The sequence below is a fragment of the Vibrio sp. Evd11 genome, assembly GCF_900382755.1.
GTDB classification, from domain to species: Bacteria; Pseudomonadota; Gammaproteobacteria; order Enterobacterales; family Vibrionaceae; genus Vibrio; species Vibrio lentus.
This window is the reverse complement of the sequence record NZ_OSDX01000029.1, coordinates 41,761-57,062: the sequence shown is the minus strand read 5'-3', so window position 1 is coordinate 57,062 and position 15,302 is coordinate 41,761. Positions and strand designations below refer to the sequence as shown.

Annotated in this window: 13 protein-coding genes; 8 read left to right on the top strand and 5 right to left on the bottom strand. The window is 44.9% G+C overall.

Features of this window, described 5'->3' with window-relative positions; genetic code table 11:
- Positions 1-425: 425 nt before the first annotated feature.
- The 4 genes from ED652_RS13855 to hemC are packed head-to-tail and all read right to left on the bottom strand — an operon-like array spanning position 426 to position 4,522.
- Positions 426-1,607: a heme biosynthesis protein HemY gene (locus ED652_RS13855; RefSeq protein WP_122055194.1), complete on the bottom strand. Its 1,182-nt coding sequence runs from the start codon at positions 1,605-1,607 to the stop codon at positions 426-428.
- Positions 1,607-2,833: a uroporphyrinogen-III C-methyltransferase gene (locus ED652_RS13850; protein WP_122055193.1), complete on the bottom strand. Its 1,227-nt coding sequence runs from the start codon at positions 2,831-2,833 to the stop codon at positions 1,607-1,609. The genes ED652_RS13855 and ED652_RS13850 overlap by 1 nt, the downstream gene beginning before the upstream one ends.
- Before the next feature lie 19 nt (positions 2,834-2,852).
- Positions 2,853-3,581 (bottom strand): uroporphyrinogen-III synthase, encoded by a 729-nt coding sequence (locus ED652_RS13845; RefSeq protein WP_122055192.1) that lies wholly within the window; start codon positions 3,579-3,581, stop codon positions 2,853-2,855.
- 2 nt (positions 3,582-3,583) lie between these two features.
- The gene (hemC, locus tag ED652_RS13840) at positions 3,584-4,522 is read right to left on the bottom strand and encodes a hydroxymethylbilane synthase (protein ID WP_122055191.1); all 939 of its coding nucleotides are present in this window, start codon (positions 4,520-4,522) and stop codon (positions 3,584-3,586) included.
- A gap of 344 nt (positions 4,523-4,866) precedes the next feature.
- Between hemC and ED652_RS13835 the strand changes: the two genes are divergently transcribed.
- Positions 4,867-7,395: a class I adenylate cyclase gene (locus ED652_RS13835; RefSeq protein WP_122055190.1), complete on the top strand. Its 2,529-nt coding sequence runs from the start codon at positions 4,867-4,869 to the stop codon at positions 7,393-7,395.
- A gap of 71 nt (positions 7,396-7,466) precedes the next feature.
- Here ED652_RS13835 and cyaY read toward each other — a convergent pair whose 3' ends face one another.
- Positions 7,467-7,781 (bottom strand): iron donor protein CyaY, encoded by a 315-nt coding sequence (cyaY, locus tag ED652_RS13830; protein ID WP_076668587.1) that lies wholly within the window; start codon positions 7,779-7,781, stop codon positions 7,467-7,469.
- On the opposite strand from cyaY, the gene ED652_RS13825 reads away from it, so the two are divergent.
- The 7 genes from ED652_RS13825 to ED652_RS13795 all read left to right on the top strand — a co-directional run bounded on the left by ED652_RS13825 (position 7,761) and on the right by ED652_RS13795 (position 15,154).
- Positions 7,761-7,973: a lipoprotein gene (locus ED652_RS13825; protein WP_017104751.1), complete on the top strand. Its 213-nt coding sequence runs from the start codon at positions 7,761-7,763 to the stop codon at positions 7,971-7,973. The two genes, cyaY and ED652_RS13825, sit on opposite strands and share 21 nt — an antisense overlap.
- 41 nt (positions 7,974-8,014) lie before the next feature.
- A complete protein-coding gene (gene lysA, locus ED652_RS13820) occupies positions 8,015-9,268 on the top strand; it encodes a diaminopimelate decarboxylase (RefSeq protein WP_009848209.1) in 1,254 nt (417 codons plus the stop codon).
- A gap of 11 nt (positions 9,269-9,279) precedes the next feature.
- On the top strand, positions 9,280-10,110 hold the full coding sequence (gene dapF, locus ED652_RS13815) for a diaminopimelate epimerase (protein WP_017104749.1): 831 nt from the start codon (positions 9,280-9,282) through the stop codon (positions 10,108-10,110).
- A gap of 45 nt (positions 10,111-10,155) precedes the next feature.
- Entirely contained in the window at positions 10,156-10,854 is a 699-nt protein-coding gene (locus ED652_RS13810; RefSeq protein ID WP_122055189.1) for a DUF484 family protein, read from the top strand.
- Positions 10,823-11,755: a tyrosine recombinase XerC gene (gene xerC / locus ED652_RS13805; protein WP_122055188.1), complete on the top strand. Its 933-nt coding sequence runs from the start codon at positions 10,823-10,825 to the stop codon at positions 11,753-11,755. Before ED652_RS13810 ends, xerC begins: the two co-directional genes overlap by 32 nt.
- A gap of 15 nt (positions 11,756-11,770) precedes the next feature.
- Complete coding sequence (gene yigB / locus ED652_RS13800) at positions 11,771-12,487, top strand: 5-amino-6-(5-phospho-D-ribitylamino)uracil phosphatase YigB (RefSeq protein WP_122055187.1); 717 nt, start codon at positions 11,771-11,773, stop codon at positions 12,485-12,487.
- 168 nt (positions 12,488-12,655) lie between these two features.
- A complete protein-coding gene (locus ED652_RS13795; RefSeq protein ID WP_122055186.1) occupies positions 12,656-15,154 on the top strand; it encodes an EAL domain-containing protein in 2,499 nt (832 codons plus the stop codon).
- Positions 15,155-15,302 lie beyond the last annotated feature (148 nt).

Below are 15,302 nucleotides of genomic sequence, written 5' to 3'. Positions count from 1 at the left end.
TTAGCTGGCATAGTTATCTCCTTAAAAATCTAGACGACAACTATGCTGACACAGGGGGGAAACGAGCGATCGCAATCACCGAAATACGCAATTTAACGCGGCTTTCGGTCTGTTGGTGAATATCTTTAAATGTGTTCTCTCAAAGTGAGCTCCTTTTACTCTTCAGCTTAGAGGCGTCACTTATCTTTATGACTCCTCTCGAGCCTCTGCTTAGAGCTTGTTTATAAAAATCGCAAAACTACATACAGACACAATTAAAGTAGTTCTCTGTGTGTTTGAGAGGCTCCATTGCGTAATTTAATAGTTAGTTTGGTGGCGTTGGACGGGTAGGGTTCGATTAGATGTGTTGTAGAAGTTATCTAGGGGCAAATGACAGATACAAAAAAGCCGATGCTAGATATCGGCTTAGTTTGAGTCGTTTTGAATTACGCTGGTTGAACGAGAGTGAGTGCCTTACGAGAAACTTCATGGGCTGCTTTCGTTAGGTTCTGCTTCTCTAGTGCATCAGATAGGTATCCGTAATCTGAAACATTAGAGCGAAGTGCTAGTGCTTTTTCAAAGTGACTTTGCGCTTCTGCCCACTTCTGTTCTCTTAGGTAGAACTGAGCCAACGCGCTGTGTGCTTCGGCATTACCACTGTCTTTACTGATTGCACGTTCTAGCATGATCACTACTGGGTGGTGATCGGCTAGGTTCAGCTCAGGAAGCAACATATAGAGCTCATTTGAACCACTCTTCGCAATGTTCTCTTTAATCACTGTGAAGGCTTCTGAATCAGCTTTACGAGCGATCAGTTGCTTCACAAAACAGGAAACAAGGTGAGAGCTTTGTTTCTGCTTTCTTGAAAGCTTGTTCCAATGGCTGATTAAACCTTCGCTACCTTGCTGTTGTGCAACATCGTGAAGTAAGCCACATTGTGCTTTCTGTTCTAACTCGACTTGCTCATCAGCTGTAAGAAGCTTGTTCTTAGCCAGCTTAGGCGTTAGCTCTAACAATGGTTGCCAAAGTTTAAGCTGCATGTAAGTGGCTTTTAGTAGGCCAAGTACAGCAGTGTTATTAGGGTATGTGCCTTTTAAGGTAGAAAGTGTATCGAATGCGGCTTCGTAGTTTGACTCACTGATCTGTTGTTTGGCTTTCGTTAGCTCAACGGCCAGTAGAGAGTCCTCTTGTTGACTAGCTAGCGCGATGTACTTATCACGCTGACTTGTATTGCCTTGTTCGTGAGCAGCTTGAGAAGCGACTAAATAACAAAGTAGCGGCATGTCGTGGTGGTTAGCCCAACGAGTTACCTTCTTCTCTGCGCCTTTCCAATCACCTTCAAGAAGTTTGATGATGCCTTCATTGGTATAACGACGAGAGCGCTTTAGTTTACGAACACTGAACCAGTTCCAAGTTGTCGAGCTTGCGTACATAAGCTTTTTAAATAGGTACTCTAAGCCGAATAGAGCCGCTAGAAGAGCAATGACAAAGATAACCAGTGTTGTCACGCTCATCTCAATGGTCTTATTCGCAATTGAGATCAGAACGTAGCCTTGTTGACCAGAGAACTGAGTACCAACAATTAACCCAGCACCTAGAACGAGAAAAAGAAAAATCCAACGAATCATTATTTTTCCTCCGTGGTCATAACGGTTACTTCACGACGTAGGCGTTCACGTATCACGTCTGATAACTCATTTTGAGACTCAAGTTTCACAGGGTATTTCACAGAAATATTCTGCTCGCTCAGCTGCTTAATTGCCTTCTCAAACTCAATCACTGAGTTGTTATCTTGGTTTAGGTACGCTTTCGACCATTCGCTAGCGGTATTAAGAGCTGCGCTATACAGTTCACCTTGCTCTTTGTAGACTGCGCGAATGGCTGTCTCTAGTTTGCCTTTGATATTTTCACGTAGGTAGAAGTGCTGCTCAGGTGATAGTAGAGGAATGACTTCTCCATCACGACTGCGGAAGGTGATGAAGTTTTCTGAGAAATCTTTCATCGACGTCATTAGGTTGTTCTGCCAATCATTGATGTCTTGCGATACGGCTTTTTTCTCAACAACCGCAGCTTCTGGAAGAATCGCATTGGCAAGCGGTAGAGTATCGACTTGTTTTTGTAGGCTTGTGATACGAAGAACTAAGCCATCACGGTCGATCAGAGGGATAGTGCGAAGCTTAGTAATGTCATTGGTCATTGATTGACGAAGAGAGACCAAGCTTGGGTCATTCAGTGCGGCGATACGCTGATCGGCACTTTCCATTAGTTTGGTGGCACTAACGGCATCATGCTCTAGGAACAGTTTACGACCAGCAAGTTTCACAAGGTAATCAGCTTCAGCAAGCAACCAGTCATTTGGACGGCGACCTTTAACGTCAGCAACCGCTAGCTGTAGACTTTGAATGCTCTTCTGTTGTTGAGATTGTACGACTTGAGTTTTCTCCACCGCATGTGATGCTTCTTGGATAGTCTCTTGCTTGATGGTTTGTAGGTCTTTATTTACTGCAGATTGAGTATTTTGCAGTTGTGCTTGAAGAGCTGCGATCTGAGTTGAGTACTCAGCGCTCTTTTGCTGCATTTGAAACGCGATGCCGCCGCTGAAAATAATAGAAATAGCGATCGCAATAGCGCCTAGTTTGACACCGCGCTTACCTTGCTTTTCCGCTTTCTCTATTTGCTCTTTATGTTCAGCTTGAGGCTGTTCATTTTGAGCGGCATTTGACGCAGAAGCATCAAGTTTTTGTTCAGGTTGTTTTGTCTCTGTAGATTCAGCTTTTTCGTTTTCAACAACTACTGGCTGAGTGTCTTGTTTCTGTTCAGGTTCAATATGCTCATTATTTTTTTTGCTTGTCATGCTTATTTCCTGTTTCTAGCTAAGGCCGGAGAGCAGCCAGTAATATTTGGTTCGTAGCACTTTGAGTATTGGTCACGCTAGAGAATCCGAGTTGTTGTGCTCGATCTGCTATGCGTTGGCTTGGGACAAATAGATGTCTTGTTGAAAGCCAAGCCAAATACTCATCAGGGGTAATTGAGCAGAGATACTCCAATTGTTCCTGACTAGTGATGACAATTTTGGACGTTTTATTGTTTACCCATGTTTGATAGGTATTGTGGTCGCTAATAGGAATATATTCTCTACGGTAAGTCTCACAATAAGAGACTTGTGCACCCCTGTTAAGTAAAGAATCTCGAATGAGCTCACGTCCACCATTTCCACGCAGTATCAAAATGGATTTATTATCTACGCCATTAAGTTCAGTAAGTTTGAGAAGATGTTCACTATCACTCACTTGAGGATAGTTTACTTTTTGTTTACAGGCTTTGCTTAAAACGTGCGCAGTTTTTTGACCAACGCCAAGATAAAGCGGCGAAATTGGCCAAATGGATGAGGTTTTTGAAAGGATGTTTTGAGCTGCGGTCACGGCGTGGTGACTGACTGCAATAATGATATTGCTGTTATTAAGCTGGGTACTTAAATCCGATGAGTTTGGATTATCAACGATACGAATCAGCGGATGATGGATTGCTTGAATCCTTTCATCCGCTAGTTGTTGGCAAAGCGATTGTCCCTCAGAGCCGGGACGAGTCACCAACACTGTCATGATTATTCTTGGTCAGCGTAAAGCTTGGTTAAGATTTCTCTTGCACCGTCATCCAGCAATTGATTTGCCAGAGTCACGCCAAGCGCTTCAGCATCTTTACGAGAGCCAGATATCTCACCACGAACCATCTTAGAACCGTCCGGTTCACCAACTAATGCACGTAGCCAGATGTTGTCGCCGTCTAATAGAGAGTAACTACCGATAGGTACCTGACAACCACCTTCTAATGTTAGGTTCATTGAGCGCTCGCACAATACACGGTCAGCAGTATCTTCATCGTTTAGAGGCTCAAGAAGTTTAATCAATCGTTCATCATCAAGACGGCACTCAATACCAACTGCGCCTTGGCCAACAGCAGGTAGAGACTGTTCTGGTTCGATGAAGCTACGTATACGCTCTTCTAGCTTTAGTCGCTTAAGGCCAGCTGCCGCTAGGACGATGGCATCGTATTGACCATCATCGAGTTTACCTAGACGAGTACCTACGTTGCCGCGCAGTTCTTTGATGATTAAGTCTGGGCGGTATTCCAGTAGCTGACATTGGCGACGCAGGCTACATGTACCCACGACTGCGCCTTGTGGTAGTTCGTTGATATTGTTGTAAGTATTTGAGACGAAAGCATCACGAGGATCTTCACGTTCACAGATAGTTACCAGGCCTAGACCTTCAGGGAAGTTGACAGGTACATCTTTCATTGAGTGAACAGCTAGGTCTGCTCGACCTTCTAGCATCGCTACTTCAAGTTCCTTAACGAATAGCCCTTTACCACCCACTTTAGCTAGCGGAGTGTCTAGGATGATGTCACCTTTGGTCACCATAGTTACCAACTCAACCTCTAAACCAGGGTGAGCAGCTTGAAGCGCATCCCTTACAAAGTATGCCTGCCAAAGGGCAAGAGGGCTTTTTCTGGTCGCGATACGGATGGGGGCTGAATTTGTCATGGTGTTTCCGATATAGGTTCTGTAATGGTCTAATCTTACCATTGTGAGGCGAAAATTCTTACTGTTTGATCATTCGATACTTTGATAGCTGAAGGATTTTCATGAGTTCACTAAAATAGTGTGATTGGTATCTCATTTGAAATATGGGCTATTATTAGAAGTAGTCAATAAAGAGGACACTACGGCGTCGTGAGTTTAACTTTCTGTCATTAAGGAATTGACCAGTATGAAGGGTTCCTTTGCTTTACCATTAAGGGTGAAAGTGTTAGATTGATCACGTTTTGTTGCTGCTTTCGTTCGGTAACTAAACAGAACTGCACTTAACCTCAAACCAAGGACTTACCTTGCAGGCTTACACTCAAACTTTGATTCAACGATTAGACAATCTAAATCAGCAGCGCATTGATCGTGCGTTGGCGTTGATGAATGTGCAAGGTCAACGAGTATTCAATCTTATTCCCGCATTGCTTCATTTCAATCACCCGATGATGCCTGGTTATTATGACCAACAAGTTCCTTTTGGAATTCGTAGCTTCACACTTAATGAATTCCAAAAGCAATTTGTCTCTGATACCGAATTAACGCTGGGTGGAAAACTCACCGAGGCTGCTGAGCCCGCAATTCTTGGTTTGTACACCATGGGCAGTACCTCTTCTATTGGTCAAAGTACTTCAAGTGACCTCGATATCTGGGTGTGTGTATCTTCGGATATGGATGGCTCAGCGCGCGATAGCCTAACCAATAAATGTCTTTTGATTACCGACTGGGCTGAGAGCTTAGGTGTTGAAGCTAACTTCTTTTTAATGGATGAAGAGCGTTTCCGTTCAAATCATTCTGAAGAGATGACCGGTGATAACTGTGGCTCTTCTCAGCACTTGCTGTTACTTGATGAGTTCTACCGTTCTGCCGTTCGTTTAGCTGGACAACGCCTGTTGTGGCAGATCATTCCGCCAGAAATGGAAGAGTGCTATGACGAATATGTTCAGGGCTTGTGCCAAGATGGCTACCTTGATTGTTCGCAGTGGATTGATTTCGGCAAGCTAAATCGTATCCCTGCTGAAGAGTACTTCGGTTCTAACCTGTGGCAGCTCTACAAAAGTATCGACTCACCGTATAAATCGGTGTTAAAGGCGATCTTGCTAGAAGCTTATTCATGGGAATACCCCAACACTCAACTACTGAGTATTGATACTAAGCGTCGCTTCTTCGCGGATGAACCTGATCTGTATGGTATGGATAGCTACTATCTGATGCTAGAGAAGGTAACGCGCTATCTAGAACGTATCAACGACCACACTCGCTTGGACTTGGTGAGGCGCTGTTTCTACCTTAAGACCCACGAGAAATTGTCGCGTGAAGCTGGCATTGGTTCTGTTGCGTGGCGTCGTGAAGCCCTAACTGAGATGACTAAATCTTGGAATTGGGGGCAAGAAACCATTGCCGAGCTCGACAATCGCCGTAACTGGAAGGTTGAGCAGGTGAAAGTGGTGCACCATGCGTTACTTGATGCCTTGATGCTGAGCTATCGTAATCTGATTCAATTTGCACGTCGTAACGACATTACTTCGGCAATCAGCCCACAAGATATCAGTATCTTGGCACGTAAGCTTTATGCTGCGTTTGAGGTATTGCCGGGTAAAGTCACGCTGCTGAATCCGCAAATTTCTCCCGATCTTCATGAGCCAGACTTGAGCTTTATTGAAGTTTGCCAAGGACAATCCAATAAAGCGGGTTGGTACTTGTACAAGCAGCCGTTGATCGCGCACCGTATTCTTGGTCAACGTTCGCTTGAGCATCATGAGTATTTAAGTAAGTTGGTGGCTTGGTCGTTCTTTAATGGCTTGATTACTGAGTCGACACGTCTGCACTCTGTGGTTCGTGATGCCCATATTGATATCGATAAGTTCTATCAAATGGTGAGTGACCTTCGTAATACCTTCTCTCTGCGTAAGCGCCGCCCGAGTATGCAGGCCCTGGCTAGCCCATGTGAGATTAGCCAGCTGGCGATGTTCATCAACTTTGAAAATGACCCGACTTCTGAATTAAGTGGTCGTGCATTAAAAGTGGATCTCAAGAATGCAGATATCTTCAGCTTTGGTGAAGAAGGTAAGAGCTTAGTCGGAAGTGTTGATCTGGTTTATCGTAACTCTTGGCATGAAGTTCGTACGCTTCATTTCCAAGGTGATACAGCAATGCTAGACGCACTTAAGACGGTTCTTGGCAAAATGCACCAAGATGCGTTGCCGCCAGAGTCGGTCGATGTGTTCTGTTACAGCAAAAACCTACGCGGTGTTATGCGTAACATGGTGTACCAACTGCTTGCCGAGTGTATCGACTTACGATTGAAACCGATTGAACCAGAGAAACGTCGCCGCTTTAAAGCTATTCGTTTAGCCAACAAGATGTTTGGTCTGTTCTTTGAACGTCGTGGTGTTTCGGTACAGATGTTGGAAAACTCGGTCGATTTCTACCGTAGTATCTCAACCAACAAGCTTAAGGGCTCACCTCTACTGATGCTTGATAAAGAGCAAGAGTATCAGTTGCCAGATGTGGTTGATGGCTTTGCGAGTGAAGGTTTAATTCAATTTTTCTTCGAAGACACCGACAAAGGCTTCAATATCTATGTATTGGACGAGTCGAATCAAGTTGAGGTGTATCACCAGTACAGCGGTGAAAAAGATGAGATGATCGCGAGCGTGAATTCTTTCTACACGTCGGTAAAAGATGAGTCGAAGATGTCGTCTAAGCTGATTAACTTTAATCTGCCTCAGTACTACCAAATTGTTCATCCAGAAAAGGGCAACTCTTACGTTGTACCTTATCGTAACGATGCGACTTTAGCTTCTCGGAGCTCAAAGATAGTCAACACCTAGTCTTATTAAGACTGATTGATATTAAGAAAGGAGTGATTGATTCACTCCTTTTTAGTTTTGCTTACAAATGATTAGACCCAATCGATATCTTCATCAGCGTGCTTCACGCATTCTTCTTTAACCATCTCAAACAATTCCATGCCCGTCTTAGAACATGTCCACTTGTCGTCGATTAGCTTGAAGTGAAAACCACCAGATTTAGACGCTAACCAGATTTCTTTCATTGGTTCTTGGCGGTTGATAATGATTTGGCTGCGGTTCTCAAACTCCAGCGTCATTACGTTACCAGTCACTTCGTAATCAATATCTGCCTCTGATTCATCGATAGCTTCTTCGATGTTTTGCATCTGTATATCGACCAGTTGATGAAATTCAGTCTCGTTCATCCTTTCTATCCTATTGCTTTTCCTGAGTGTGGTGCGATTATAGGGGGCATTGAGTTAATAATCACGATATGCAAAATGAAAAAATTAATTACCGCTCTGTTTATGGTATCTGTTATTGGACTTTCTGGTTGTGGTCAAACGGGTCCTTTGTACGATCCTGATGAAGTTCAGCAGACTGAACAATCACAATAAGTGAAACACGCAGAAATCGTTATTTATAAGGGATAAGAACTTTGGATTACTTCAACTATCAGGAAGATGGCCAGCTTTGGGCTGAGGACGTCGCACTTTCACAACTAGCAGAGCAATATGGTACACCGCTGTATGTATATTCTCGTGCAACATTAGAACGCCACTGGAATGCGTTTGATTCGTCGGTTGGCGAGCACCCACACTTAGTGTGTTATGCCGTTAAAGCTAACTCGAACCTTGGCGTGTTGAATACTTTGGCTCGTTTGGGCTCTGGCTTCGACATCGTTTCTGGCGGTGAGCTAGAGCGTGTAGTTGCTGCCGGTGGCGATCCAGCAAAAGTTGTATTCTCTGGTGTCGGCAAAACAGCCGCTGAAATGAAGCGTGCACTTGAGTTGAACATTAAGTGTTTCAACGTAGAGTCTGAGCCAGAATTAGAGCGACTGAATAAAGTGGCTGGTGAACTTGGTGTTAAGGCGCCGATTTCACTGCGTATTAACCCAGATGTTGATGCGAACACTCACCCTTACATTTCTACGGGTCTGCGTGATAACAAGTTCGGCATTGCCTTCGACCGTGCTCCTGCTGTTTATGCGTTTGCAAAAACACTCGATAACTTGTCTATCCATGGTATTGATTGCCACATCGGTTCTCAGTTAACGGATATCGAACCTTTCATCGATGCCACTGATCGCCTACTTGCACTGATCGACCAACTACGAGCTAACGACATCAACATCAAACATCTTGATGTCGGTGGCGGTTTAGGCGTGGTTTACCGCGATGAATTACCACCACAACCTTCAGACTACGCGAAAGCTTTGTTGGCTCGTCTAGACAATCATTCGGATCTAGAGCTGATTTTCGAGCCTGGAAGAGCGATCGCTGCTAACGCTGGTGTATTATTAACGAAAGTCGAGTTCCTCAAGCCTACCGAGCATAAGAACTTTGCCATCATAGATGCAGCAATGAACGATCTGATGCGCCCGGCACTTTACCAAGCTTGGCAAGATATTGTGCCAGTGAGCCCGCGTCAGGGTGAAGCTGTGACTTACGACTTGGTTGGCCCTATCTGTGAGACAGGTGACTTCCTAGGTAAGGATCGTGACCTTGTTCTTGAAGAAGGCGATCTACTGGCCGTTCGTTCTGCTGGTGCTTATGGCTTCGCTATGTCATCTAACTACAACACTCGTTCGCGAGCGGCTGAAGTGATGGTTGATGGCGATAAAACTCACTTGGTTCGTCAGCGTGAAGAGCTTACGAGTCTGTGGGAACTTGAAAACATTCTTCCGGAGTAATTTTAAGCGTTATGCACTTCCACTTTTCTAAAATGCATGGTTTGGGCAATGATTTCATGGTCGTGGACTGCATTACTCAAAATATTTTCTTTTCTCCAGATTTGATCCGTCGTTTGGCGGATCGTCACACTGGTGTGGGTTTTGATCAGCTACTTGTGGTTGAGGCTCCCTATGATCCAGAAACTGACTTCCATTACCGCATATTCAATGCGGATGGCAGTGAAGTGGAGCAGTGTGGCAATGGCGCTCGTTGTTTTGCACGATTTGTTCGCATGAAAGGCTTAACGAATAAGTACAGCATCAACGTGAGCACCAAGAAAGGAAAAATGGTTCTCAAGATTGAAGACAATGACCAGATCACGGTGAACATGGGCATTCCTGAGTTCGAACCAGGCAAAATTCCGTTCAAGGCAAAGCAGCCAGAGAAGACGTATATCCTGAGAACGGATGTACACACCTTGTTCTGTGGTGCTGTGAGCATGGGTAACCCGCATGTGGTTACTGTTGTTGATGACGTCGATACTGCCGATGTGGAGACCTTAGGTCCGCTTCTTGAATCACATGAACGTTTTCCTGAGCGTGTTAACGCTGGCTTTATGCAGGTTGTTAACCGTGAAGAGGTTCGCTTACGTGTTTACGAACGCGGCGCGGGTGAAACGCAGGCATGTGGTAGCGGTGCGTGTGGCGCAGTTGCGGTTGGTATTACTCAAGGCTTACTGGCTGAGAATGTGAAAGTTCGTCTACCTGGCGGTGACTTACACATTAGCTGGCAAGGTCCGGGTAAACCTCTGTTTATGACTGGCCCTGCAACCCATGTGTTTGATGGTCAACTTTCTTGCTAATAATGACTGATAGCAAATAGATTCATAAAAAATAAAGGATAGGTTTTGTCTTACGTTGAAGCCGACGCACTCACCGCAGGAGTGGTCGCGGAATATTTACGTGATAACCCAGATTTTTTTCAAGACAGAAGAAATTTGGTTGATCGCCTTGCTGTTAACAATGTTGAGCAGGGCGCGGTTTCTTTGGTTGAGGTTCAGCTTAAGCGTCAACGCCAGAGAATCGAAGAGTTAGAAGAAGAGATCACTGGCTTGATGTCACTGGCTGCGAATAACGACAAAACTTTTTATGAGTTTATGGATCTGCAAGCTCAGGTATTGAAATGCAGTGATTTCATGCAAGTCATTAAGGCGGTTGAACAAAAGGCGATTGAATTAGGTTTGAAAGCTCATATTCGCGTACTGTCTCAGTTGGGCTTTTATCAGCTTAACGGAGAGCGTTATTCGAAGTTTTCATTGAACCATTTCAACGGTAAAGATGCTTATTTAGGACGCTTGAGAAAAGCAGACAGACAAGATTTGTTTGGTGATTTTCCAGTTCCAGAGCTAGGCTCTTATGTAGTACTTCCGCTTGCTAAGCAGTCTCCATTGGGCTTGCTCGCCTTTTCTAGCGAAGATGGCGGCCATTTCCAACCCCATATGGATACGCTCTTTTTACGCCATTTAGCGCTTGTTGTAGCTCATTTGGCGGACACCTTACCTTGGCAGATAAATAATGAGCCTAGAGCCCAAAATACCTCTTCCTAACAGCCTTCAAAAGCCACTTTCTCGCTTCTATGAATATCTCAGAAGCGAGAAGGGACTCAGCCTACACACCCAACGCAATTACCGACAACAGCTCGAAACCATGGCCGCTCATTTAGTCACTCTAGGACTGAAAGATTGGGCTCAAGTCGATGCTGCATGGGTAAGGCAACTTGCCAGTAAAGGCATGCGTGAGGGAATGAAAGCGAGCAGCATCGCGACTCGTTTATCTTCATTGCGCAGCTTCTTTGATTTCCTCGTATTGCGTGGCGAGATGTCAGCCAATCCAGCCAAAGGTGTTTCTGCACCTCGCAAACAACGTCCTTTGCCTAAAAATCTTGATGTCGATGAAGTGGGTCAACTGCTTGATGTGAATGAAGACGATCCACTGTCGATTCGTGACCGAGCGATGATGGAGGTAATGTATGGTGCTGGATTACGACTGGCAGAACTGGTCGGCATCAACCTGAAGGATGTGTTGGCTCGACAAGGCGAAATCCGAGTGATTGGTAAAGGCGACAAAGAACGCAAAGCGCCTTTTTCTGGTTTAGCGAAAGAGTGGGTCGATAAGTGGCTGCGAGTCCGCGGTGAATTGGCTTCTCCGGGAGAGGACGCGCTGTTTGTTTCCAAGCTGGGAACGCGCATCTCACACCGCAGTGTGCAAAAACGTATGGAAGAGTGGGGCAAGAAGCAATCTGTGGCGAGCCACATCAGCCCGCACAAACTGCGCCACTCCTTTGCGACGCATATGCTTGAATCGAGCCAAAACCTACGCGCTGTTCAAGAATTGCTCGGGCATGAAAACATCTCGACTACCCAAGTGTACACTCACTTGGATTTCCAACACTTAGCGCAAGCTTATGATCAGGCTCATCCGAGAGCGCGTAAGAAGAACAAAGATTAGATTAAAGGGTTTACTATGCGAATTTATCGAGGGTTAAAGCCTATCCAAGCCATGACCTTTGACTTGGATGACACCTTGTATGACAACTGGCCTGTGATCATGAAGGTAGAGAAGGAGATGGCACAGTGGCTTTATCAAAAGCACCCTGTGTCGGCTTCTTTATCGCTTGAAGAGTGGCAGGGCATTAAGCAGCAAGTCGCCTCTGAAAACCCAGCTTTAAAGCATGATGTTACTGCTTGGCGTGAAACACAGATTAAGCGTGGTTTGCTGCAACTGGGTTACTCTCAGCTGCAAGCAGAACAAGCCGCTCGTGAAGGCATAGAACACGCCTTGTGGCTGCGTAATCAGGTGGATGTTCCTCAAGAGACACATCGCGTGATGGCTGAGCTTAGTCAGCGTATTCCTTTGGTGGCGATTACAAATGGTAATGTCGATCCGCATAAAATTGGCTTAGGGCAATACTTTCAGTTAATCCTCAAAGCCGGCCCTGATGGCAGAGCAAAACCCTACCCGGATATGTTTGAAAAAGCGCAGCAATACTTAGGTTTTGATGCGAACAACATTCTTCACGTTGGTGACCATCTGAGAACGGATGTTTACGGAGCTAAGAAAAATGGCTTCCAGGCATGCTGGTTTAATGATACTGGTTCCAATTTATACCTCTCCTCGAAGGCGAGTGTGCTCCCTGATGTTGAAATAGAGCAACTTAGCGATCTTATGCGACTAATTTAATGGCTACGGTAAGCTATTGTGTCGCATTTATGATATTGAATTGTTACATTAGTCGTAATTAAATGCCTGTTTAGGCTAGGATAATAGGCGACTACTTTTTATCGATTCATTTCAATCATAGCAGTGGTTGCGGGTTCTCACTTCACTCGATTTTGAACAAGGGTTGGCATGCAAACATTTACATTTCTCGCAAATACTGAGGAGTTATTTAAATCTCAATTTGAACAGCGAGAATGGTGTGACCGCAAGCAATACCTAATTCAACTCTTCTCAGCTCAATCTCCAGAGGTTGCTCGACGCATCGCGAGTGTTGCTCTCAAGCACCTAAATCATTCCATACTGATAGGCCAAAGTGCGCGTCATGTTATTTGTGATAACTGCCTAGAAAGCGCTTGTACCTTAGTGATTATCAGCGAGTTTGATGAAACACATTTAACCTCTGCTGTGCAGCCTTTTACTGGCAATCCGAACCACGATAGCCAAGCTCTGGTGGCTCAATTATCTCTCTCCAAAGACACTAAAACGGTGATTAGCCTGTGTGATCAGGTTGAAGGGCGCGATTATCCCATTTATGGCGCTTTTGAAAACCTGCCTTATAGCTTGCCTGTGGCTGGTGGACTCTGTCACGAGAATGACTTTGGCCGTTGGGTTATGCATAACGAAGAGACCTATCAACACGCCTGTGTTGCAGTCGCTTTGACCAACCCAAGGTTGAAGGTTTGGTCGGATGCGTATTCTGAGTGGAATCCTATTGGAATGAAGTTAAGAGTTACTCAAGCTGAGGGCAACCGCTTATATGCATTGAATGATAAGCCAGCGATTGACGTGTTCAAACATTACCTTGCTGACGGCAAAGACCTTCCATTTAGTCAATTGATGAGTTTCCCGCTCTATCGTGAGCTCGGAAGAAAGAAGGGCATCTCAACGCCTCTTCGTATCAATGACGATGGCAGTATTGAATTTGGTAGCCCTTGGCATGTCGGAGAGGAAGCTCAGTTTTGTTATAACCACCCATCTTTGACCGCAGAGAAAGTGCGTCATGGTGCCGAGGTGCTTGCGATGCATCAGCCTGAATCGGTGATCATTTATAACTGTGTCTCTCGGCTTGAATTCATCGATAGTAAGCTCGAACTAAAGCCATTTGAAGGGATTGTGAAGGCCAGTGGTACCTATTGCATGGGTGAGCTCTACCGTAATGAAGATCGCCAAGACATACTTCATCACAGCCTCACCTATATTGCGATGAGAGAGTCGGATGAGATAGACGAATTTCGTTGTGATGATTTTCATTGTGATTCTACGGTCTCACCGTTACTCAATTTAGTGAGAAATGCGGTTGCGGACTTAGACAGCATTAATACCCAGATGGAGAAAAAACTTCATCAGCAGGCGCGTCGTCTAACCGAGAGCTACCGAATCGATTCGCGTACCGGGCTGCCTAATCGGATTGTATTAAAAGAGCGCCTTAATACGATTCTGTTCAGTGAACACCTTCTGACTTTAAAGCTGACCAATTTTCATCAGGTTAACGAGAAATATGGTTATCAAGTGGGTGATCAGTTGTTACTCGACCTTTCGAATCATTTTGTTGAACGATTACATCTTCGTGTAGTGAAGGAATCTAAGGTTCAGGTCGAACTGTTCAGTATTGGCGTTGGTGAGTGGGCGATTATCTTTAACGCGAGTATCGACAGCGGGAAGATAGAACAACGCTTCATTGAGTTTGCTGATGACATTGAACACATTAATTTTGAGCCATATGGATTAACCGATATTGATTACCTGTCGGTTTCACTGTGTGGTGGCTTTGCCAGCCGTTGTGATTTCTTAACTGACAGCGGTGATGAAATCTTATTGAAAGCGATTGAAGCTCGACGTTATGGAGTGCGTAACAACACCCACATTACTAATGCTAAAGACATTCAGGTGAGCGAGGAAGATCGCAAGGAACAGCTCGGCTGGTTGAGCTGCGTAAGTCGAGCAATCTTAGATCAGAACATCATCACTTACTCACAACCTATTGTTGCGGCGGGTACTCACGAAATGATCGGCCAAGAGTGTTTGGTCAGAATTATGGAAGCAGACGGGACGATTGTGCCACCGGGTAAGTTCTTACCTATGATTGCTGACACGCATCTTTATACTCGTCTAAGCCGACATATGATTAAGAACACCATTGGTTATATGGCGGATAAGCAAAGCCCGTTCTCGATCAACCTGTCTCCACAAGACCTATTGAGCGATAAGACACTTGAGATTCTCGAGACTGCCATTAGTGGTATCAACGATCCCACTCGACTTGGCTTAGAAGTTCTCGAGTCTGAGCAGATCAAAGATTACGGTCGAATGATTGAGGTGTGTGATCACTTCCGTGCTCTCGGGGCGAGAATCATTGTGGATGATTTTGGTTCAGGTTATTCCAACATTGATGAAATCATCAAACTCGAGCCGCAGATCATCAAGCTCGATGGCAGCTTGATTCGCAACATCGACAAAGACCAAAAGCAAAGGAACATCGCTTCTCAATTGGTGCGTTTGTGCCAAGTGTTTAATGCCCAAACGGTCGCTGAATTTGTTCACAATCAACAGGTTTGTGAGATGGCAGAGCAAATGGGTGTCGATTACCTGCAAGGTTATTACTTTGGCGAGCCTAAGCGACTGTTTTAGTTATTAAAGCTCGCACAATCCCACAAGCCCTTACTTTGAAAGCGCTCAGCCACCATTAATGACTGTTTTTTGGTGGAATGAGTGATGTCTAACTAACGTCACATTATTTACAAGACGATTGTAAGTATTCCGTGCAAGCCTTATCTAT

Bases quoted from the DNA above. Each gene is read 5' to 3' on its own strand.
- ED652_RS13855 (WP_122055194.1), bottom strand. From the start codon at position 1,607: ATGATTCGTTGGATTTTTCTTTTTCTCGTTCTAGGTGCTGGGTTAATT.
- ED652_RS13850 (WP_122055193.1), bottom strand. From the start codon at position 2,833: ATGACAAGCAAAAAAAATAATGAGCATATTGAACCTGAACAGAAACAA.
- ED652_RS13845 (WP_122055192.1), bottom strand. From the start codon at position 3,581: ATGACAGTGTTGGTGACTCGTCCCGGCTCTGAGGGACAATCGCTTTGC.
- hemC (WP_122055191.1), bottom strand. From the start codon at position 4,522: ATGACAAATTCAGCCCCCATCCGTATCGCGACCAGAAAAAGCCCTCTT.
- ED652_RS13825 (WP_017104751.1), top strand. From the start codon at position 7,761: ATGAAATTCAGTCTCGTTCATCCTTTCTATCCTATTGCTTTTCCTGAG.
- cyaY (WP_076668587.1), bottom strand. From the start codon at position 7,781: ATGAACGAGACTGAATTTCATCAACTGGTCGATATACAGATGCAAAAC.
- dapF (WP_017104749.1), top strand. From the start codon at position 9,280: ATGCACTTCCACTTTTCTAAAATGCATGGTTTGGGCAATGATTTCATG.
- xerC (WP_122055188.1), top strand. From the start codon at position 10,823: ATGAGCCTAGAGCCCAAAATACCTCTTCCTAACAGCCTTCAAAAGCCA.
- yigB (WP_122055187.1), top strand. From the start codon at position 11,771: ATGCGAATTTATCGAGGGTTAAAGCCTATCCAAGCCATGACCTTTGAC.
- ED652_RS13795 (WP_122055186.1), top strand. From the start codon at position 12,656: ATGCAAACATTTACATTTCTCGCAAATACTGAGGAGTTATTTAAATCT.